This is a genomic window from Flavobacterium sp. IMCC34518, assembly GCF_027111095.2.
Taxonomy (GTDB): domain Bacteria; phylum Bacteroidota; class Bacteroidia; order Flavobacteriales; family Flavobacteriaceae; genus Flavobacterium; species Flavobacterium praedii.
Genome location: NZ_CP114284.2, coordinates 2566960 through 2584531 on the forward strand (window position 1 = coordinate 2566960; position 17572 = coordinate 2584531).

Annotated in this window: 14 protein-coding genes; 5 read left to right on the forward strand and 9 right to left on the reverse strand. The window is 33.3% G+C overall.

The genetic code is table 11. The features are described 5' to 3' along the window. Positions 1-42 precede the first annotated feature (42 nt). The 3 genes from OZP06_RS10855 to OZP06_RS10865 all read left to right on the forward strand — a co-directional run bounded on the left by OZP06_RS10855 (position 43) and on the right by OZP06_RS10865 (position 3330). A complete protein-coding gene (locus tag OZP06_RS10855) occupies positions 43-2055 on the forward strand; it encodes a TonB-dependent receptor (RefSeq protein ID WP_269221864.1) in 2013 nt (670 codons plus the stop codon). Positions 2056-2113: 58 nt separating this feature from the next. Further along, positions 2114-2503: a heavy-metal-associated domain-containing protein gene (locus OZP06_RS10860; protein WP_348651430.1), complete on the forward strand. Its 390-nt coding sequence runs from the start codon at positions 2114-2116 to the stop codon at positions 2501-2503. A gap of 149 nt (positions 2504-2652) precedes the next feature. Continuing rightward, positions 2653-3330, forward strand: coding sequence for a VTT domain-containing protein (locus OZP06_RS10865; RefSeq protein ID WP_269221865.1), 678 nt, complete (start codon positions 2653-2655; stop codon positions 3328-3330). Between the two features lie 239 nt (positions 3331-3569). On the opposite strand, the gene groL is transcribed toward OZP06_RS10865, so the two are convergent. The 9 genes from groL to OZP06_RS10910 form a co-directional block, all read right to left on the reverse strand. After that, positions 3570-5198, reverse strand: a complete 1629-nt coding sequence (groL, locus tag OZP06_RS10870) for a chaperonin GroEL (RefSeq protein ID WP_269221866.1) — start codon at positions 5196-5198, stop codon at positions 3570-3572. Positions 5199-5267: 69 nt separating this feature from the next. Continuing rightward, a complete protein-coding gene (locus OZP06_RS10875) occupies positions 5268-5543 on the reverse strand; it encodes a co-chaperone GroES (RefSeq protein WP_077374652.1) in 276 nt (91 codons plus the stop codon). 134 nt (positions 5544-5677) lie between these two features. Then, positions 5678-6013 carry a preprotein translocase subunit SecG gene (gene secG, locus OZP06_RS10880; protein ID WP_269221867.1) on the reverse strand — a complete coding sequence of 112 codons (336 nt, stop codon included), beginning with the start codon at positions 6011-6013 and terminating at the stop codon, positions 5678-5680. 11 nt (positions 6014-6024) lie between these two features. Beyond that, positions 6025-6978: a tetratricopeptide repeat protein gene (locus tag OZP06_RS10885; protein WP_281237829.1), complete on the reverse strand. Its 954-nt coding sequence runs from the start codon at positions 6976-6978 to the stop codon at positions 6025-6027. 115 nt (positions 6979-7093) lie between these two features. After that, entirely contained in the window at positions 7094-7597 is a 504-nt protein-coding gene (locus OZP06_RS10890) for an LptE family protein (protein WP_281323711.1), read from the reverse strand. 206 nt (positions 7598-7803) lie between these two features. Continuing rightward, positions 7804-9063, reverse strand: a complete 1260-nt coding sequence (locus OZP06_RS10895; RefSeq protein WP_269221868.1) for a sigma-54 dependent transcriptional regulator — start codon at positions 9061-9063, stop codon at positions 7804-7806. A 344-nt stretch (positions 9064-9407) separates the two neighbouring features. Beyond that, entirely contained in the window at positions 9408-9797 is a 390-nt protein-coding gene (locus OZP06_RS10900) for a GxxExxY protein (protein ID WP_269221869.1), read from the reverse strand. A 58-nt stretch (positions 9798-9855) separates the two neighbouring features. Continuing rightward, positions 9856-11301 carry a tRNA (N6-isopentenyl adenosine(37)-C2)-methylthiotransferase MiaB gene (miaB, locus tag OZP06_RS10905; RefSeq protein ID WP_269221870.1) on the reverse strand — a complete coding sequence of 482 codons (1446 nt, stop codon included), beginning with the start codon at positions 11299-11301 and terminating at the stop codon, positions 9856-9858. A gap of 371 nt (positions 11302-11672) precedes the next feature. Continuing rightward, the gene (locus tag OZP06_RS10910; protein ID WP_281323712.1) at positions 11673-13256 is read right to left on the reverse strand and encodes a glycerol-3-phosphate dehydrogenase/oxidase; all 1584 of its coding nucleotides are present in this window, start codon (positions 13254-13256) and stop codon (positions 11673-11675) included. Between the two features lie 347 nt (positions 13257-13603). Here OZP06_RS10910 and topA point away from each other — a divergent pair, with 347 nt between their 5' ends. Beyond that, on the forward strand, positions 13604-16138 hold the full coding sequence (gene topA / locus OZP06_RS10915; RefSeq protein ID WP_281323713.1) for a type I DNA topoisomerase: 2535 nt from the start codon (positions 13604-13606) through the stop codon (positions 16136-16138). An 81-nt stretch (positions 16139-16219) separates the two neighbouring features. Beyond that, positions 16220-17371, forward strand: a complete 1152-nt coding sequence (locus OZP06_RS10920) for a formimidoylglutamase (protein ID WP_281237822.1) — start codon at positions 16220-16222, stop codon at positions 17369-17371. Positions 17372-17572: the final 201 nt, after the last annotated feature.

Here is a 17572-nt window from a genome sequence, read left to right on the forward strand (position 1 = left end):
TTTTTTTAGGGTTCTAAATTTTTAACCATTATAATTTAAATTATGAAAACAAATATAACAGTGGTTTTATTACTCTTGTTTATTGGTTTTAGTTCCTATTCGCAAGATACTTTGAGGGAAATTAAAGTCCAATCCAAACGCAAGGGCATTCAAAAATCATACACAGTTACTGGTAATACTAGCTTAATTACCAAAAAAGAACTTCTCAAAGCGGCATGTTGTAACCTTGCCGAAAGTTTTGAAACAAATCCATCCATTGATGTCAATTTTTCGGATGCTTTAACGGGAACCAAACAAATTAAAATGTTGGGTTTGACTAGTCCGTACTTGATGATGACCCAAGAAAATGTACCTTCTGTTCGAGGGGCTTCGCAAGCTTTTGGTCTCTCTTTTACTCCTGGACCTTGGATAGAAAGTATTCAAATTACCAAAGGCGCTGGGAGTGTAGTCAATGGGTTCGAAAGTATTTCAGGACAAATCAATACTGAATTGGTAAAGCCATTATCTGATGTGCCATTTTTATTAAATGCGTACGGTTCGACCGATTCCCGTTTTGAATTGAATACCAATTTTAATCAGAAACTATCAGATAAATGGGCCACCAGTTTATTGCTTCACGGAAATATGAGAAATTCCAAAATGGATAACAATGATGATGGTTTTCTAGACAATCCTTTGCAAAAACAAATCAATTTACTCAATCGCTATCAGTATTACAATGCCGAGACTGGTTGGGTTAGTTTTATTAATTTTCAATATATGAATGATTCAAAATTAATGGGGCAATTGAGTTTTGATCCAGATACTGATAAAGGAACAACGAATTCTTGGGGATCGGAAATTGATACCCAAAAAATAGATGTTTCTACAAAAATTGGATATGTATTTAAGGATATGCCGTATCAAAGCATTGGATTTCAAAATGCATTTTCCAGTTATGACCAAGATTCGTATTTTGGATTGAATGGGTACAACATCAAACAAAATAGTTTTTATTCAAATTTGATTTTTAATTCAATTATCAATAACGAAAAAAACAAGTTTGCAACAGGATTGAATTTTACTTACGATAAATATTCGGAGTTTGTCAATACAACTGATTATAGTAGGATAGACAATACAGTTGGTGCTTTCTTTGAGTATACTTTCGATAATCAAGATAATTTTAGTTTGATTTTGGGAGGTAGAGTAGATTCTGGAAATCGTTTGGGGGTTTTTGTTACTCCAAGATTGCATTTGAAGTACAATCCTTGGGAGAAAGGAGTGTTGCGAGTTTCAGCAGGAAGAGGAAAGCGTCCTGCCAATATTTTTGCCGAAAACCAAAATTTGTTTGCCAGTTCCAGAACGTTCAATATTGTAAATACGGGAGGAAAACTTTATGGATTGGATCCTGAAATTGCTTGGAATTATGGTTTGAGTTTTATGCAAGGTTTTAAATTGTTCAATAGAAATGGAGATGTAACTATTGATTTTTACAGAACCAATTTCCAGAATCAAGTGGTGGTAGATGTAATGCAAAGTCCACAGCAAGTGATTTTTCATAATTTAGATGGAGTTTCATTTGCTAATAGCTTTCAATTGGAATTCAATTACGAATTGGCAAAACATTTGGAATTGCGTTCTGCCTATAAATACTATGATATCAAAACCGATTATTTATCAGGGAAATACCAAAGACCATTGCAGGCGGCACATCGTTTCTTTGGAAATTTAGGATATGAAACTCATGTTAAGGATAAAGGACAACAATGGAAGTTTGATTTTACTTACAATTGGATTGGGGAACAACAATTACCTAATACAGCTTCTAATCCTATAGGGTACCAACTTTCTGAAAATTCTCCTTCTTATTCTTTGATGAATGCTCAAGTCACAAAAGTTTTTTCAAAGACTTTTGAGGTGTATGTAGGAGGAGAGAATATTGGTAATTATACACAAAATCAAGTTATCTTGGATGCACAAAACCCTTTTGGACCCTATTTTGATGCTACAATTTTGTATGCGCCAGTATTTGGTCAGATGTATTATGCAGGCTTGCGTTTTAGAATAAAATAGATATAACGTTAATTCTTAAAATAACAAAAAATAACAACAATTTTAAAATATAAAAAAAATGAAAACAATAAAAAAAGAATTCAGAAACAGTTTCAAAAGTAGCACAATTAAGAATATAGTTGCAGTTATGCTGCTAGTTTTTATAGGGCTTTCAGCTCAAGGCCAAACGCAAAAAAATAAAAATGCTAAATATACCACTGAAGTAAATGGGAATTGTGAACAATGTCAGAAACGAATTCAAAAAGCAGCATTTTCAGTGCCAGGAGTAAAATCAGCGTCCTGGAATATTGAAACGCACCAATTGAGTGTTATTATAAATGAAGAAAAATGTTCTTTATTAGATGTAAAAAAAGCGATCGCCAAAGTTGGACATGATACAGATGAAGTAAAATCAACAAAAGAAGCGTATGATAGCCTTCATTCTTGTTGTCAATATGATAGACTATAGTTTATGTTGAAAGTATTCAAAAGCATCAAATCTATTACCTGATTCTGATGCTTTTTTTCTTTAGAAAATCGTTAATTAAACTTTAAAGTGACTTAATAAATTGTGGTTCATCTAAATTATCCTTACTTTCACAACCTAAAAATTTTTTTATGAGTAACTTTGATTGGACCCAATTAGTAAATCCTGAATTTTATATAACTTTTACAATTGGTGGCATTCAACTAGGTTTGTACATTGTTTTATTCATTGTTTTTGCAGAAACAGGTCTCTTTGCTGGTTTCTTTCTTCCTGGTGATAGTTTGCTTTTTTTGGCTGGAATTTATAGCCGTGATTTAGTTCAGAATATCCTTTTTATAGAAAGTGATTTTATAAATCTTGTTCTTCTTTCGACATTGGTCGCTTTTTCAGGTGTTTTTGGTAATATGGTAGGTTATTGGTTTGGAGCCAAAAGCGGGTATTACTTATACAATAGAGAAGATACCCTTTTGTTTAAGAAAAAATATTTGCTTCAATCCAAAGAATTTTTTGAAAAGCATGGCGGTAAAGCGATTATTTACGCTAGGTTTTTGCCTATTGTTAGAACGTTTGCTCCTATAGTTGCAGGTATAGGGACAATGGATAAAAAGAAATTTATGTATTATAATATTTTGAGTTCTTTTTTATGGTCCTTTGTTTTAATATTTTCTGGACATTATTTGTACGGCATGTTTTTAGAAATGGGTATTGACTTAAAAGAGCATATTGAGAAAATTGTAATAGGAATTATTCTGGTGTCAACATTGCCTGTTTTTCTAAAATTAATTAAGAAAAAAGTGGTTCATCATTAAAAAATTAAGAAATATTAAAAAACCGTCTTGCTCAATTGAGCAAGACGGTTTTTTTTATGGATAGATTTTGAGAGATATAGTCAAACAAGCCAAATCTTTCTGCTTCAAAAGAATAATTGAAATTAGGTTAAAACAATTTCTGGGAACAAAACAAAAAAATCCGTCAAGAACGAATTCAAGACGGATTTATTTGATTGAGAGATCTTAATAAATTGTAATAAAATCTTAATACTCTGATATTACATCATTCCAGGCATACCTCCACCCATGTGAGCTCCACCTGCATTTTCTTCTTTGATGTCAATTAATGCACACTCAGTTGTCAATATCATTCCCGCAACTGAAGCTGCATTTTCTAATGCAATACGAGTTACTTTTTTAGGATCGATAATTCCAGCTTTTAGCATATCAACATATTCGTCAGTTTTGGCATTGTATCCAAAATCTCCCGTTCCTTCAGAAACTTTTGCAACTACTACAGAACCTTCAAGACCAGCATTTTCTACAATTGTTCTCAAAGGAGATTCTACTGCACGAGAAATGATTTGGATTCCTGTTTTTTCATCTGCATTATCTGCAACAATTGCGCTAAGTGCATTTTTAGCTCTCAATAAAGCTACTCCACCTCCTGCAACAATTCCTTCTTCAACTGCTGCGCGAGTTGCATGAAGCGCATCGTCAACACGGTCTTTTTTCTCTTTCATTTCTACTTCAGAAGCAGCACCAACATAAAGAACAGCAACACCTCCAGCTAATTTAGCCAAGCGCTCTTGCAATTTTTCTTTGTCATAATCAGAAGTCGTAGTTTCCATTTGACCTTTAATTTGGTTCACACGATTTTTGATCATATCTGCTTCACCAGCACCACTTACAATGGTAGTGTTGTCTTTGTCGATAGTTACTCTTTTTGCAGTACCCAACATTTCAAGAGTAGTATTTTCTAAAGTGTATCCTCTTTCTTCAGAGATTACAGTTCCACCAGTTAAGATAGCGATATCTTCTAGCATTGCTTTTCTTCTGTCTCCAAAACCTGGTGCTTTTACAGCTGCGATTTTCAAGGCTCCACGTAATTTATTTACTACAAGAGTTGATAAAGCTTCCCCATCAACATCTTCTGCAATAATTAATAATGGTTTTCCTGTTTGTGCTATTGGTTCAAGTATTGGCAATAATTCTTTTAGAGAAGAAACTTTTTTGTCATACAAAAGGATGTATGGACTTTCTAGTTCTGCTTCCATTTTTTCTGGATTGGTTACAAAGTATGGAGAAAGGTATCCTCTGTCAAATTGCATTCCTTCCACAACATCTACATAAGTATCCGTCCCTTTGGCTTCTTCCACAGTGATTACTCCTTCTTTACCCACTTTTGCAAAAGCATTAGCGATTAATTCTCCAATTACTTCATCATTATTGGCAGAAATAGAAGCAATTTGTTTGATTTTTTCAGAATCACTTCCTACAACTTTGGCTTGTTTAGCAAGGTCAGCAACAATAGCTTCAACAGCTTTGTCGATACCACGTTTCAAATCCATTGGGTTTGCACCTGCAGCAACGTTTTTTAATCCTTCTTTCACAATGGCTTGTGCCAATACAGTAGCAGTAGTTGTTCCATCTCCAGCCAAATCATTGGTTTTTGAAGCAACTTCTTTTACCATTTGAGCACCCATGTTTTCCAATGGATCTTTCAATTCTATTTCTTTGGCTACAGTAACACCATCTTTGGTTACGTTTGGTCCACCAAAAGATTTTCCAATAATTACGTTACGACCTTTTGGTCCAAGGGTCACTTTTACTGCATTCGCCAATGCATCAACTCCACGTTTCAATCCGTCACGTGCTTCAATATCAAATTTTATATCTTTTGCCATTTTTGTTTTTGTTTAAAGTTTGAAAGTTTAAATTTTCAAGTTTTTATTCCCTCTTTAAGGTTTAGAGGTTTAGATTATCGCAAGGATATCATCCTCACGCATTATCAAATAATCTTTTCCTTCTAATTTTAATTCTGTTCCAGCGTATTTTCCGTAAAGTACAGAATCTCCAATTTTTACTGTCATCGTATGGTCCTTAGTTCCATTTCCTACTGCTACAACAGTGCCTTTTTGTGGTTTTTCTTTAGCCGTATCTGGAATAAAAATCCCTGACGCAGTTTTCGTTTCAGCTGCAACTGGTTCAATAAGAACTCTATCTGAAAGTGGTTTAATGTTTAAAGTCATGATTTTATATTTTTGTTGTTTTTTAATGATTTATACATTTCAGAAATTATGCCATTGTTTGATAACTGCCATTATTTCTTATAAAAAATGCCAGCTTTGACAGGCTGGCACTTACAGTATTTATGTGAAATAATTTATTTGGCGGGAGTTGCAGGTGCATTTTGTGCAGGTGCATTTTTAACTGGAGCAGTTGTTGGTGCTGCAGATTCTGTTTTGTCAATAATTTTTGAATCAGAATCACTCAAAGTTCCAGTGAAACTTAATCCTGAAAGTAAAATTAATGCAATTAATATAGTAGCCAATGTCCAAGTACTTTTGTCTAAAAAATCAGTAGTTTTTTGTACACCACCTAACATTTGAGAGCCACTTATTGTAGAAGATAATCCACCTCCTTTAGGGTTTTGAACCATAATTACTACGATCAATAGAAAACATACTATTGTAATTAAAACTAAAAAAATTGAAAACATACTATTTATTGTTAATTGTTATTTTGTTGTACTATTTTAATATCTTTTATACGGTCTGCAAAGAAACTACTTTTTTCTGGATATTTCAAAATTAATATTTCATAAGCTTGTATTGCTTTCTGATATTTTTTTTGTTCCAAATATACTTTAGCCAAAGTTTCCGTCATTAAATAAGAGTTATCTTCTTTGTTAAGGTCCAAATTCGGGGTAAATACTACTCCGGGTTTAATGGGAGGGATTTTTGGACTGGTTTCAATGAATTTGTCGATTAGTTCTGCTTTTTTCTTTTTATCCTCGTCAATAATAGGTTCTTTTGCCATTCTTTTATTTTCTGTCGGATTTTCTCTTATTATTGGTTGTATCCTTGAAATTTGAAGCCATTGATGAAAGGAATGTGTTTCTGATTTTGAAAAATCTAATGGTTTTCCAATTTCTAATTTTTTTTCAGCTTCGGTTGTTTCAGCTTCATTCTTTGTTGGTGTCGCTTCTTTAATGGAATCAAGTATCGATTGTTCTATATTTTTATCAATTTCAGCTTTTTCAAAAGTAATACCATGATAGTTCTCGGTATTTAATGTGGCTTCTTTTATCGAAGTAAGAATGGATTGTTCTAAAGGTGTTGCTGCAATTGTAGGTATTTCTTCTTTTTCAATAATCTGACTGTCAATTACTGTTATGTTGAGAAGTTCTTGTATCTTTTTTTCGTACGTCTTTTTTTGAATGGCGGTGAACGATTCTGAAGTGATAAAATTAAAAAGTACACTTCGGTCTGTTGTATGTGCAGCTGCAATTTTTAGAGCAAAATTATATTTGTAGCTATTTTGATTGTAAAGCCCTTTCAATCTTAAAGCTCTAGCACTTTGAAAATAAGGAAATTCATCCAATACTTTTTCTAAAGCTACCGTTTGAATTTCATTGATCTCTTCGGGTTGATTTAATAAATAATTATAGCTACTAATGTTCATTTGTTTAGAATATATTCTGTGATTTAAGTTTCTTTTGTTTATAATTCAAATTTTATAAAGTTGATTTTTTCTAGCCTAACGCTGCGAATCTGAATCCGATTTTTTCTTTAAAAGATTACCATTTTGCAAGTGATTCATTAAAAATATCTTGTGTGATTCTTTCGAAAATTTCTTTGATTGCGGCATCTTTCGTTGCTCCAGTCAATTGCTGGGATGCTGGATAATCATAATAAAATTCAAAGTTTTTTTCGAAATCATCTGCTTCTTTCTTTTTATTTGTAAAGCGAACATTTATTCGAATTTTTAATCGGTTTTGTGAAGCTTGTTGATTAGCTGTTGCAGTCATTGGACTGATTCTGTAATCTGTAATTTCACCTTCATAGGTTAAGTCTGCTCCGTTTTTCACTAATTGCAAATTGGTTTGACCTTGAATTAACTCTTGTAAAGTTAGTGTAAAAGTTCTGTCTATACCCGGTTCTATAAGTTCTGCATTATTTTGAAAAAAATTCACCTGATAAGTTTTGGCGTCAATTTTGCCAGTACCCGTAAAGTTGTAAACCGAACAACTGCTTAGAAGAAATGAACTAATTATTAAAAAAAAATAGGATGCTTTTTTCATACGAATTGAATAATTGTATTTTTATTGGCTTAGGTTTTCACCATTTTTAATCTTTGTTTCTCTCATCGGTTTGTTTTTACTTTGTAACTCGATGATTTTTAGTGTTTTTTGAAATCACATCGATTTCTTAAATGGTGTAAATTCTAATTTGTTTTAAATTTCAAATGTATAAAAATTGGATTTGGAATTTAAATTTAAAATTTTTGTTATAAATCAAATTGTTTTATTTTTCGATACAAAGTGCGTTCGGAAATTCCTAACTCATCGGCAGCTGCTTTTCGTTTTCCTTTGTTTTTTTCTAATGATTTTTTAATCATTTCGATTTCTTTTTGTTCGAGTCGCAACACTTCTTCCTCTTCGATGGTTTCGGCTAAGAGATAATTGTTCGAATCTTGTTCTTCATATTCTTGTTCTATATTAGTATTAGATAGATATGATGTTCTTGGTTCTTCTTCAAAATCTATTTCGCTATCCTCTTCTTTGGCACCATATATTTTTTTGATAAGTGATTTGTTGGTTTCCTGTACATTGGAATTGCCATTTTGCATTAATTCTAAAGTTAGTTTTTTTAGATCATGCAGATCACTTTTCATATCAAAAAGGACTTTGTATAAAATCTCTCTTTCGGTATTAAAGTCGCTATCGTTTTTTTTGTCTTTTATTACCGAAGGTAAATTACTGCCTTCAGTGGGTAAATAGGTTTGTAACGTTGCAGCAGTAATATCCCTGTTGGTTTCCAAAACCGAAATTTGTTCAGCAACATTTCGCAATTGTCGAATGTTACCACTCCAACGGTATTTTTGTAATAAAGCAATAGCACCTTCATCTAGTTTTAATGGGGGCATTTTATATTTATTGGCAAAATCGGCAACAAATTTTCTGAATAACAAATGAATGTCTTCTTTTCGTTCTCGTAGTGGAGGTAAAGTAATATCCACTGTACTCAAACGGTAATACAAATCCTCACGGAATTTGCCTTTTTCAATTGCTTTGAACAAATTAACATTTGTTGCGGCAACGATTCGCACATTTGTTTTTTGAACTTGTGACGAACCTACTTTTATGAATTCTCCATTTTCTAAAACACGCAACAAACGTACTTGAGTTGTCAATGGTAATTCACCAACTTCATCAAGAAAAATAGTTCCTCCATTGGCTACTTCAAAATACCCTTCACGAGTGCTAGTTGCACCTGTAAAAGCTCCTTTTTCGTGTCCAAAAAGTTCACTGTCAATGGTTCCTTCTGGTATGGCACCACAGTTTACAGCAATGTATTTTCCGTGTTTTCTATGAGATAAAGAATGTATAATCTTTGGGATATTTTCTTTTCCAACACCGCTTTCACCAGCCACCAAAACCGAAATATCGGTAGGAGCAACCTGAATTGCTTTTTCTATCGCACGATTGAGCTTTGGGTCATTCCCAATAATCTCAAATCGTTGTTTTATTGATTGTACTGTATCCATTTGCTTTTAGTCTTTTTAGTTTAAGGTTTACTTTTTCAATTTCTTAGCTAACTTTAAATCTAAATTTTCAAACTTTTTTATATCTAATGAAATAAAAGTGTTCTATTGTTATGGCTTTGTCAACGTATCTTTTTGGATAGTTGTTTTTTCAACTTTATGTTTTGGAAAATAAGTTCTAATGACATAGAATGTTGTTCCAAAAGCTACAATAAAAGTAATTAAAGCGACAAGTATATTTTTTTTAGTCATATTAATTTTTTTTTAGTTTTTGAAGCCTTTTTTGTAGCTCATTAAATGTAATTTTCTTTAACCACAAATTACGCAAATTATCACAAATTTGTATTTCAAGTATTAATTAGCCTTTTGTGAACTAATGATTTATTTTGAAAATTTGCAATAATCCCTATCGGGGTGTCTGCTAGTTTCATATAGTTTAATGTTTGCGCTAGATGGTCATTGCTAATTTCTTTTATTGATTTTACTTCGAGAATAATGTCTGAATAAACTACAAAATCGGCATAAAATTTATGTGGTAAAATGACACCTTTGTATTCTACTGCATATTCTTTCTCTCTTTCATAAGGGATATTATGATTTCTGAATTCTATTTCTAATGCGTCTTTATAAACTATTTCGAGTAAACCCGGGCCTAATAGTCGATGCACTTCCATACACAGTCCAACGATTTCGTAGTTTTCATCCTTTTTATAATAAAAGTCATTAGAATCAGTCATTTTGTAAATTTATTCAAGAAATTAATTTGTGTGATTTGTGTGATTTGTGGTGAAAAAATCAATTCATATTTGAATATCCAACAGCTTCCCCTTTCAGAGTTCCGGAGGTACAAGATGTGATTTTCACATTTACAAAATCTCCTATTTTATAATTCTCTTTCGGAAAAACTACAGTTATACTTTGTGAATTTCTTCCCGAAAACTCTTCCTTAGATTTTTTCGAAACTTTTTCGACTAAAACTTCCACTGTTTTGCCAATGAATTCCTCAGAACGACTCCAAGCATGCTTTTGTTGTAAATCCACAATTTCCTGTAATCTTCTTGCTTTGACAGTTTCAGGAACATCATCTTCCATTTTTCTTCCCGCCAATGTTCCCGGACGTTCAGAATAACTGTACATATAACCAAAATTATATTTTACATATTCCATCAAACTCAAAGTGTCTTGATGATCTTCCTCTGTTTCGGTCGGAAAACCTGAAATCATATCTTGTGAGATGGCTCCGTCAGGAATAATAGAACGAATTTTGTCAATCAAATCCATATATTCCTCTCGGGTATGTAAACGATTCATCTCCTTCAAGATTCGATTGCTTCCTGATTGTACTGGTAAGTGAATATGCTTGCAAATGTTAGGATATTTGGCAATAACGTGCAAAATGCTTTCATGCATATCCTGTGGATTCGATGTCGAAAAACGAATACGCATTTTCGGGAAACCCACCGCTACCATTTCCAATAATTGATCAAAATCTACTGCTGTTGCTTTTTGCATTTCAGTTGCATTGACGAAATCCTTTTTCAATCCGCCACCGTACCACAAATAACTATCTACGTTCTGACCTAAAAGGGTGATTTCCTTAAAGCCTTTGTCCCACAAATCCTGAATTTCATTCATGATACTTTGGGGTTCACGGCTGCGCTCACGCCCACGAGTGAAAGGTACCACACAAAACGTACACATATTATCACAACCTCTAGTAATAGAAACGAGAGCTGTTATTCCGTTACTCATCAAACGAACAGGCGATATATCACCATACGTTTCTTCTTTCGATAAAATCACGTTGATGGCATCACGTCCTTCTTCAACCTCACTCAATAAATTCGGTAAATCTTTGTAGGCATCAGGACCTACAACAAGGTCTACAATTTTCTCTTCGTCAAGAAATTTCTCTTTCAAACGTTCCGCCATACAGCCTAGAACGCCCACTTTCATCTTTGGATTAATGCGTTTTACGGCATTGTATTTCTCCAGACGTTTGCGTATCGTTTGTTCGGCTTTGTCCCGAATCGAACAAGTATTGACCAAAACCAAATCAGCTTCTTCCAAGACCGAAGTGGTGTTATATCCGCAATCAGACAATATAGATGCCACAATTTCACTGTCCGAAAAATTCATCGCACAGCCATAGCTTTCTATAAAAAGTTTTTTGGTGTTCTCTGGTTTATGTTCTATAACAAGGCTATTTCCTTGTTTGTTTTCTTCAATTATCTTTTCCATTGGGTATTTTCAAAGTGCAAAGATAAGGCAAATACAGTGATTATGACAAGATGTCAGCCGAAGAATTAACAACTTTTTATGTCCTTTTATATTGGAATTGAAAGCTGTGTTTTATAGAGGAGCTATTTCCCGCTTTCCTCTACAAGTCCTCACAAAAAAAGTAAAGTTTCCAAAGTCCTAGAAAGAGCTTCCTTTGGTCGCTTTTCTAGAACAGGAAACTTTTACTTTTTTCGCTCCGGGCTTTTCACTGTAATCGGGGCTAGGCATTCGTTTTCAGAATTGCATTTTGTGGAATTTAATACCCTAGCAGTTTTTCAGGACCTGTTAGGTATTTAGTTAGTTTTTTCTCCAATATAAATTCCTATTTACTTTTATGGAATTCGAAACTCTTTCAAAAGAAAACCATTGGCCACTGTTTTAAATTCGGCCAATTGATTTTGAATCCAGTTTTCATCATGTCCTAATTCTTTCGCTAGTAAATGTGCCACTTTATCAGCACTAGCAATTGCAGCTCGAGCATCCAAAAATAGCAACCGGACGCGTCTCGCCAAAACATCCTCAACCGTAGTAGCCATTTCTTGGCGAATAGCCCAAACCACTTCAGCTAATGTGTAATTGTAATTTGGATGTAGTTTTTCTTTCAATTCAGGTTTCCTTTCTTGTAGTTCTATGATTGCTGTTTTATCTGTTCCATAAATATATAAGTGATTTTCAAAATCTTCAGCACAGTTTTTCTTATTTCCATGAATAGCCAAATGTTCCGTTTTACATTTTTTTTTCGGTAACTGATGCACTTTTATGGCTTTGTCAACAATGTCTTCTGCAATTTTTCGATACGTGGTCCATTTGCCGCCAGTGATGGTGATTAATCTGGATTCGGATACAATTATTTTGTGGCTACGAGAGACTTCTTTGGTGCTTTGTCCTTTTTTTTCAGGTGCTGCCAAAGGTCTTAACCCTGCAAAAACCGAAAGGACTTCGCTTCTTGTTGGTTTCTTAGTTAAGTATCTTTGAGCTGTTTTTAGTACAAAATCAATTTCTTCTTCGAGTGCTATTGGTTCAAGATCTGATTTTTTTACCAAAGTATCAGTAGTTCCCATAATAATTTTATCGTGCCACGGCACAGCAAAGAGTACTCTTCCGTCACTTGTTTTTGGAATCATTAAAGCATTCTCTCCTTGTAAAAAAGTTTTGTCAAATACCAAATGGATACCTTGACTTGGAACAATATATTTTTTATAAACCGTATCGTTCATCTTCATAATAGCATTGGTAAATACTCCCGTTGCATTAATCACAGCTTTGCCTTGTATCGTATATTCCTCTCCTGATTTTTGGTCAGAAGCTATGACTCCTATAATATGGTTTTTATTGTCTTTTAGTAATTGTGTAACTTTTAAATAATTGACTACGCAAGCTCCCTTTTCTATTGCAGTTTGTGCTAGGTTAATCGCGAATCGGGAATCGTCAAATTGACCGTCGTGGTAGAGGACACCACTTTGCAATCCTTTTGATTCTATGGATGGGATTAATTCCAGTGTCTTTTCTTTCGATAAATATTTTGAACTTCCAAGACTTAGTTTTCCAGCTAATAAATCATATAATTTTAATCCAATGGTATAAAAATAGCCACCCCACCAATTGTAATTAGGAATAATGAAGGATTCGTTTTTGACCAAGTGTCCCGCGTTTTTTTTCATTAAACCTCGTTCTTTTAAAGCTTCTATGACAAGGGATAAATTACCTTGTTCTAAATAACGAACACCTCCGTGAGCTAATTTAGTGCTTCGGCTTGAGGTTCCTTTGGCAAAATCTACCGCTTCTAAAAGTGTAGTATTAAAACCTCTACTTGCCGCATCCACCGCAACACCTAAGCCATTGGCGCCACCGCCAATTACGATGAAGTCCCAAATTTGGTTTTTTTTGAGTTTTTCTAGTTGTTCATTTCGATTCATTATATAATAGTAAAGGTTAGATTTGGTCTTTTGTAGTAAATTTAACTAATTATTTAAAGGTTTTACTAAAAAAATAAATATAAGTTCAAGTTGTCCTTACCTATATATTATAGTAGGAAAAGAAAGGTTTGTTTTCTTAATTGTAAAAGGACTTCTTGTAGTAATTGACTTTAATTGTTGTTTTTCAATCTTAGTTATTTACATTTAGCATTAATAATAAAAGGCTAAATAATTAGGAGTTTTGTTTGGTAGGAATGGTTTGTTTGCCGATTAAAATGGTTTTTAAAATCAAGGAAAGGCCGATATTTAAAAAAAAAAATTACTTTTGCGGTTCAAACATAAGCAAAATGGCAAAGAATTTAGTGATAGTTGAGTCCCCTGCAAAGGCAAAAACAATCGAGAAATTTCTAGGAAGTGATTATCAGGTAGAGTCAAGTTATGGGCATATAGCCGATTTGCCTTCCAAAGAAATTGGGGTTGATGTTGAAAACGGATTTAAACCCAAATATGAAGTTTCCGCAGATAAAAAAGCATTAGTATCTAAATTAAAGACTTTAGCCAAAAATGCCGATATGGTTTGGTTAGCAAGTGATGAGGATCGCGAAGGAGAAGCTATTTCGTGGCATCTTGCTGAAGAATTGAAACTTAAAAAAGAAAAAACAAAACGTATTGTTTTTCATGAGATTACCAAGTCGGCTATTCTTAAAGCTATTGATAAACCTCGTGAAATTGATTATAATTTAGTTAATGCACAGCAGGCTCGAAGAGTTTTGGATCGTTTGGTTGGTTATGAATTATCACCGGTGCTTTGGAGAAAAGTCAAAGGAGGTTTGTCTGCCGGACGTGTTCAATCGGTTTCAGTACGCTTGATTGTGGAAAGAGAACGCGAAATTCAAAATTTTACTGCAGTGGCAACGTATTCTGTAGTGGCTGAATTTACAAACGAAGTAGGAAAGTCTTTCAAAGCAAAACTTCCAAAAAATTTCAATACAAAAAAAGAAGCCGAAGATTTTTTAAAACAAAACATAGGTTCTACATATAAGGTAGCTGATTTAGAAACCAAGCCTACCAAAAAATCTCCTACATCACCTTTTACAACTTCGACTTTACAACAAGAAGCTGCTAGAAAATTGTATTTGCCTGTTGGAATAACCATGCAATTAGCACAACGTTTGTATGAAGCTGGACTTATTACATATATGAGAACAGATAGTGTAAACTTGTCCAAAGATGCTATGGATGCTGCACAAGCCGAAATTATTAAGTCTTATGGAAAAGAATTTTCTAATCCACGTACTTTTGTCAATAAAAGCAAAGGGGCACAAGAAGCTCACGAAGCCATTCGTCCAACTGATATGTCTCTTCATACAGTTGATATTGATAGAGATCAAGCTCGATTGTATGATTTGATTTGGAAACGAACTTTAGCTTCTCAGATGAGTGACGCTAAATTAGAACGTACCAATGTAAAAATTGAAGCAAATAATCATGAAGAAATATTTACTGCTTCTGGAGAGGTTTTGCTTTTTGAAGGATTCCTAAAAGTTTATCTTGAAGGACACGATGATGAAGAAGAGGAACAAGAGGGATTGTTGCCTGCATTGAAGGTTAATGAGACATTACAAAATAATTACATAACTGCAACCGAAAGATATTCTAGAGCAGCTGCAAGATATACTGAAGCTTCTTTAGTAAAAAAATTAGAAGAACTTGGAATAGGTCGTCCTTCAACTTATGCTCCTACGATTTCTACAATTATCAACAGAAATTATGTTGAAAAAGGTAATCTAGAAGGGCAAGAGAGAAATTATACGCAGCTGACTCTGCAATCGGGTAAAATGATAGAGAAGTTGCTCAAAGAAAACACAGGTTCTGATAAAGGGAAATTAGTTCCTACGGATATTGGTACAATTGTTACCGATTTTTTGGTAAAAAACTTTGGAAACATTTTGGACTATAATTTCACAGCTAAAGTTGAACATGATTTCGATGAAATTGCTGAGGGAAATATTGAATGGACAAAGATGATGCAGGAGTTCTACGATCAATTTCACCCAACAGTAAAAGATGTTGAAGCCAATGCGGATAGAGAAAGTGGAGAAAGAATATTGGGGATTGATCCTGAATCTGGTAAGCCGGTTTCAGTTCGTTTGGGTAAATTTGGACCAATGGCACAAATTGGCGATGCTGAAGATGAAGATAAAAAGTTTGCAAGCCTCAGAAATGAACAAAATATTGGTAATATAACTTTAGAAGAAGCATTAAATTTATTTCTGCTTCCAAAAAACTTGGGTACATATAAAGATGAAGAAGTAGAAGTGAGTAATGGTCGTTATGGGCCTTATGTACGACACGGATCTGTTTTTATATCTTTACCAAGAGGGGAGGATCCTTTGGATGTTTCTATGGTAAGAGCTCAAGAATTAATAGATGAAAAAGCGATTGCCGATGCACCAATTGCTGTTTATAAAGGCGAAGGAGTACAAAAGGGGACTGGTCGCTTTGGTCCGTTTATAAAATGGAACGGAATTTTTATTAATGTAAGTAAGAAATACGATTTTAATAATTTATCTCAATCAGATATTGAAGCTTTAATTGAAGATAAACTTCAAAAGAATATTGATAAAGTGCTTCATAACTGGGAAGATGAAGGGATTTTGGTTGAAAAAGCAAGATGGGGTCGATCTGTTATTACAAAAGGCAAAATAAAAATTGAATTAAGCAAAGATGTTGATGCTACAAAATTGACATTGGCAGAAGTTCAGGAAATGATTGCTAAAAAAACACCCGCTAAAAAAGTTGCAGCTAAAAAAACGACAGCTGCTAAGAAACCAGCTGCTACGAAGCCCGCTGCCAAAAAAGCTGTTGCAAAAAAGAAATAAAGAATAACATTCAAACGATTCGCTCTTTTTCATAAATAAGTGTTGTTTTGGTGTGAAATAAGGAATGAAAAAATATAAAAAATGGAGTTTGACTTTTTAGAACCATTAGATAAGGAATTTCTAAATCATATTTTAGAATTGTCTGCTCAACAATTTGGTAGTAAAATTGTTATACATACTAATGATGCTATACCCGATTTGGATAAAATTGATATTGCAATAATTGGTGTTTTGGAAAATAGAGGCAATAAGAACGGAAGTAATGATAATGATTTAAGCGCTATTCGGAAACAATTGTATGGAATGTATCCAGGAAATTGGAAAGCTACTATTGCTGATTTAGGAAATATTCTTGCTGGTAACACAAAAGAAGATACTTTTTTTGCACTGAAGAAAATTATATCGAGTCTTGTAAAGAAGAAAATCATCCCTTTAGTTATTGGAGGTTCTCAAGATTTGACTTATGCAATGTATCGTGCTTATGATAATTTAGAGCAAATGGTCAATTTGGTGGCTATCGATAGTAAGTTTGATTTTGGAAGGGAAAATGAAGGAATCAGTTCAGATTCTTTTTTGACAAAAATTATTATTGAAGAACCTAATAATTTGTTTAATTTTTGTAACATTGGATATCAAACCTATTTCAATTCTCAAGAAGAAATCGATTTAGTTGAGAAATTGTTTTTCGATGCATATCGACTAGGCGAGGTGTCAAATAATATTTCAATTGCTGAACCCGTTTTTAGAGATGCTGATTTAGTTAGTATCGATTTAAATAGTGTGAAATCAGCTGATTCTGGCAATTTTAATGTTTTCAATCCAAATGGTTTTAATGGAAAAGAAATTTGCTCTTTGTCCAGATATGCCGGCATAAGTGATAAAGTAAGTTCTTTTGGTGTTTTTAACCATCATAATACGAAACAAGAGGCAGTTTTAATAGCTCAAATATTTTGGTATTTTATCGAAGGATACCACTATAGATCAAATGAATATCCTTTTGGAAGCAGGGAAAATTATTTAAAATATATTGTCCCATTAGAAGATGAGGATTTGATTTTTTATAAAAGTGATAAAACAGATAGATGGTGGATTGAAATACCATTTATTTCAAGTTCGAACAATAAGTTAAAAAAAAATACGTTGTTACCGTGTTCGTATGAAGAATATTTAGCTGCTTGTAATCAAGAAATGCCTGAAAGATGGTGGAAAGCTCAAAGAAAAAATGTTGTTTGATTTTGAAAAGTCTTTTTTTGTATTGACTTTTAATGATTAGAAATGTTAAAATTATGCAAATACTTTAGTCATTTCTGATATACTTACAAATTTTTTAAAAAAGTGTTTTTTATCGCACTTTTTAATCGCTTTAACGACAAAATATTTTTTTTTAAGAAATTTTAATATACATTTGACCAAATAATTACAGACTAAAAAAGT